Annotated in this window: 3 protein-coding genes and 1 pseudogene; 3 read left to right on the top strand and 1 reads right to left on the bottom strand. The window is 40.4% G+C overall.

Annotated features, from left to right (window positions below; all coding sequences use genetic code 11):
• On the bottom strand, positions 1 to 1,263 hold a 1,263-nt coding region (locus GBN19_RS14940; protein ID WP_151778654.1), incomplete at its 3' end, for a sigma 54-interacting transcriptional regulator.
• A gap of 217 nt (positions 1,264 to 1,480) precedes the next feature.
• Between GBN19_RS14940 and GBN19_RS14945 the strand changes: the two genes are divergently transcribed.
• The 3 genes and pseudogenes from GBN19_RS14945 to GBN19_RS14955 form a co-directional block, all read left to right on the top strand.
• Positions 1,481 to 1,963, top strand: a complete 483-nt coding sequence (locus GBN19_RS14945) for an MSMEG_0572/Sll0783 family nitrogen starvation response protein (RefSeq protein ID WP_002058090.1) — start codon at positions 1,481 to 1,483, stop codon at positions 1,961 to 1,963.
• Positions 1,964 to 1,987: 24 nt separating this feature from the next.
• Positions 1,988 to 2,980: a Nit6803 family nitrilase gene (locus GBN19_RS14950; RefSeq protein WP_004992208.1), complete on the top strand. Its 993-nt coding sequence runs from the start codon at positions 1,988 to 1,990 to the stop codon at positions 2,978 to 2,980.
• A 35-nt stretch (positions 2,981 to 3,015) separates the two neighbouring features.
• Positions 3,016 to 3,915: pseudogene (locus GBN19_RS14955) on the top strand (MSMEG_0568 family radical SAM protein); the annotation flags it as partial.
• Positions 3,916 to 4,040: the final 125 nt, after the last annotated feature.

Here is a 4,040-nt window from a genome sequence, read left to right on the forward strand (position 1 = left end):
TCCTTGATCTGCAAGTTCAAAGCGTCCAGCCCGATCACGCACTGCTCCCGTAAATGCGCCTTTAACATGCCCGAAAAATTCACTTTCAAATAGTTCTGAGGGGATGGCTGCACAGTTAACACGTATAAGAGGTTGTTGTTTACGATGACTAGATTGATGGATTGCACGTGCAATCAGTTCCTTTCCTGTACCAGATTCGCCATAAATCATGACATTGGCATCAGTAGAAGCAACCACTTTAATTTTTTCAATGATTTGTAAAATTGAGGCACTATTTCCCACAATTTCATGATATTGATTCTCTTGTAATATCTCTTCCTGTAAATATTCATTTTGTTGTTCTAGGCGACTTTTTAAGTCTTGTAGTTCGTTAAGAGCATGGGTGAGTTGTTTTTCTGTATTTAAGCGTTCGCTGATATCTCTAAAGATTACAACTGCACCAATGATCTCGCTTTCACGGATGATTGGTGTACTTGTAAATTCCACAGGAAAAAAACTGCCATCACGTCGCCAGAAAATCTCTTGTATTCCTTCATGTACTACACCATCGTGTACAGCTGCGTAGATTGGGCATTCCTCGACAGGATAGTGCGTACCATTCTCATGAGTATGGTGGTGTATTTTATGGATATTTTTACTAAGCACATCTTCTGGTTTTAATCCTAGCATTCTCGCACCAACGGGATTTATAAAGGTACATAATCCTTGTTTGTTAATACTGTAAATGCCGTCACCGACTGAACTGAGCAATAAATGTTTGCCTGTGTCCGAGTCAATAAAAAGTTCCTGTAAGGCTTGCCATTCTTTTAGTCCTGCGCGGATGACTTTGTCTGCATTTTTATTCAGTTGGCGTAGCTCCAGATCTTTGACATCGACCAATGACCAAATAAGTAAAGTTTTATTTTTATATGGAATTGAAACAGAACTGACATCGAATTGAATTTTTTCTCCATTTTTATCAAAAGCATATAGCTCATTATTCCATGCATAGCCTTTAGCTAGTGTTTCTTCTGTAAATGCCACTAAGTCTGGGAGTTGACTAAAATGACCAAAAATAGAGGTGATAGTTTTTTGAATCAGCTCATGGCGTTCATAGCGGAGTAATTTAGTAGCACTAATATTTACATCAATAAACTGATTTTGATGTGGGTCTAAAACGAGTAAGGCTTGAGAGGTGTGTTCAAATGCAAGTGGACGAATTGAATTCTCAGTAGTTACCCAATCGGAAATGAAGTCAGTATTATTCACGCTACGAAATTTCATAGAATAGGTTATGAAATTTCATAATACTACGAAAAATCATAACCTTCCAGCACTATATTTATCATCTAAAAGAGCAGTTTTGAAAATATTAATTATTATATTTCAATGATATAAAAATTAATTCCTACCAGCAAATAGATCTTGACACAGCTCTCGCAATAACACGGATAGACCAAAACAGTTGGTTGAATCGAAACCGTAGATATGAGGAACGGCTATGCCTAAAGTAGATATTGAACAATACAAAGATGGTGATTTTCTTGTCGATTATGAAGAAAAAGTATTTGAGGATGTAAAAGCTCAGCCGGGTGAAAAAGCATTGGTGACTTTCCACACCGTTGCCTTTGAAGGTTCTATTGGCTTGGTCAATGTCTTACAAGCAAAACGATTATTACGCAAAGGTTTTGAAACCAAAATTTTGCTCTACGGTCCAGGTGTTCAGTTGGGGGTACAACGTGGTTTCCCAACTTTAGGTGCTGAAGCTTTTCCTGGACATTTGGCGGTCAATAATCAGCTTAAAGCCTTTATGGAAGAAGGTGGTGAAGTTTATGCCTGCCGATTCGCATTACAAGCGCTATATGGTCAAACCGAAAAAGCATTAATGCCAGGGATTCGTCCAATCAATCCTTTAGATGTAATGGACTTGAAATTACTGATGCGTCGTGACAATGCACTGATCATTGATACTTGGACTGTTTAAAGATTTAAGAAAGGGGAATAAGACATGAATCAGATTGTAAAAGCAGCAGCAGTACAGTGTAGTCCAGTGCTTTATAGCCAAAAGGAAACTGTACAAAAAATCTGTAATACGATTTTGGAGCTAGGTAAACAAGGCGTACAGTTTGCTGTTTTTCCTGAAACGGTAGTGCCTTATTACCCTTACTTTTCTTTTGTACAACCACCGTTTGCAATGGGTAAGGAACATTTAAAGCTTCTCAATGAATCTGTGGTTGTCCCTTCTGAAGCAACCTTTGCGATTGGTCAAGCATGTGCTGAAGCAAAAATGGTGGTTTCTATTGGGATTAATGAGCGCGCGGGTGGAACAATCTACAACGCACAGCTGTTATTTGATGCTGATGGTTCAATCATTCAGCATCGTCGAAAAATTACCCCAACTTATCATGAACGTATGGTGTGGGGACAAGGCGATGGCAGTGGGTTGCGTGCGATTGATTCTGCTGTCGGGCGTATTGGGTCACTGGCATGCTGGGAGCATTATAACCCTTTGGCACGTTTTGCCTTAATGGCAGATGGAGAACAGATTCATGCTGCCATGTTCCCTGGTTCATTAGTCGGACAGGTGTTCGCTGATCAGATCAGTGCCACCATTCAGCACCACGCTTTAGAGTCGGGTTGTTTTGTGGTGAATGCCACAGCATGGCTTGATCCAGAGCAACAACAACAAATTATGCACGACACTGGTTGTGAAATTGGTCCAATTTCAGGTGGATGCTTCACTGCTATTGTATCGCCTGAAGGGAAATTTCTAGCCGAACCTGTTACTCAGGGTGAAGGTTATTGTATCGCTGACTTAGACTTTTCATTAATTGATAAACGTAAACGCATGATGGATTCGGTTGGTCATTATAGCCGTCCAGAATTATTAAGTTTATTGATTGATCGTCGTCCGACACAGGTACTACATGAACTTAAAGTCGAATCTTCAGATTTAACAAATCTTGAAAAGATTTCCAGATTTACGGAAGAGCAGGTTTAAGCCTTATTAAACCAATTCTATAGAGAGGGGTGAGTATGTCTGCAATACAACTTTTGACTGATTTGCAATGTAACGGTCTGAAATGGGATGGTGAATTTGGTCTATCTCGTAAAGGCGGTGCAGGGCCAAGTGATCATAAGGCACTCAGCCTAGATGGGCAGACGATGATGATTCCAGTGTTGAATCTAGCTGCACAAGAGTCTCCATACAGTGCCAAAGCTGATCCAGATTCTGACCAAGTGATCGTATTTAAAAACCGGATTCCTGTAGCAACATTAACAGCCCCATCTCGTCCAAAGTTTTATGACTTAACTACAGACGAAGGTATTCCATATGAGCAAATTGCAACTTTGCATAGCCACGATGTCTTGGCAACAACAGTATTACAACATTGCATTCGTATGAATGATAAAGCTACGGCTTGTCAATTTTGTTCGATTGACCAATCTTTAAAAAGTGGTCGTACTTTAATTCGGAAACGTCCTGAACAGCTCGCAGAAGTTGCAAAAGCAGCTGTGGAACTTGATGGTGTACAGCAAATGGTCATTACCACTGGCACACCCAACACTCCAGATCGTGGAGCAGAGATTTTATATGACAGTGTGAAAGCTATTCTGGCTGAAGTGAATTTGCCTATACAGGTGCAATGTGAGCCACCCGATGATTTTGCATGGTTTCAAAAGTTAAAAGATGCAGGTGCGGTGTCAATTGGTATGCATCTTGAAGCGGTAAGTGATCGGGTACGTCATAAAATTATGCCGGGTAAAGCAGAGGTTTCTCTTGATACTTACTTTGCAGCATTTAAGGCAGCTGTAGAGGTATTTGGTCGGGGGCAAGTGAGCACCTATATCTTGGCTGGATTGGGTGATACCGAAAATGAAATTATCGAAATGACTGCCAAATTGACAGAGATGGGCGTTTATCCGTTTGTGGTGAACCGTACCGGGTTTATCGGAGACTTTTTTATTTAAGTTAGGCCACCTGACCTAACGGGTTAATCTTATCATAGTACATTGCTTCAAACTCAAAAGGCGATACATAACCCAGTGCACTGTGTACA

Source organism: Acinetobacter brisouii (assembly GCF_008993995.1).
In the GTDB taxonomy this organism is placed as follows: Bacteria; Pseudomonadota; Gammaproteobacteria; order Pseudomonadales; family Moraxellaceae; genus Acinetobacter; species Acinetobacter brisouii_A.